The following is a 489-nucleotide window of genomic DNA, read 5'->3' as shown; positions in this document are numbered from 1 at the left end:
GGGGTTCCTCGAAGGGGACGACAGAAACCATATCAGCGACCGTCAGCGCCCCATCGAGCGGAACCGTGTCGTTTCGGAGACCGCCGCTGTTCTGGAGGCCCACGTCCGCGCCCGTCGCCCATCGGTACGCGTCCGCGACGAGGTTGCCGAGGCGGCACTCACCGCCGTAGGTCGTCGCCCTGCTCCGGTCCAGCGGTTCCTCGACGTGCCCGACGACCTCGTCGAGTCCTGCCGCAGAGAGTCTGTCCTCGATAGCCTCCGCGACGCGGTCGTCGACGGGACCGTCGGCAGTCTCGCGGAACTGCGCAGTCGGTTCCGGCCCGCCGAGGTCGACCTCGACGACGGTCTTGCCGTTTGCGCCCGGTCTAGTGAGCAGCGTACCGGCGACGCGGTCGATGCAGCGCTCGTGGACGTGCCCGCCGAGGATGACGTCCACGTCGCAGGTGCGGGCCAGTTCCTCGTCGGTCCGGCCTAGGTGTGAGAGCACGA

At 69.1% G+C, this 489-nt stretch carries 1 protein-coding gene; it reads right to left on the bottom strand.

Annotation, left to right across the window (positions count from 1 at the left end; genetic code table 11):
• The coding region (locus FY251_RS21025) for a 5'-nucleotidase C-terminal domain-containing protein (protein ID WP_187367477.1) at positions 1-489 on the bottom strand (489 nt) is incomplete at both ends.

The sequence above is a fragment of the Haloferax sp. KTX1 genome (assembly GCF_902410085.1).
Classification (GTDB): Archaea; Halobacteriota; Halobacteria; order Halobacteriales; family Haloferacaceae; genus Haloferax; species Haloferax massiliensis.
Note: the sequence above shows the minus strand (reverse complement) of the source record. Positions and strands in the feature narration are given on the sequence as shown.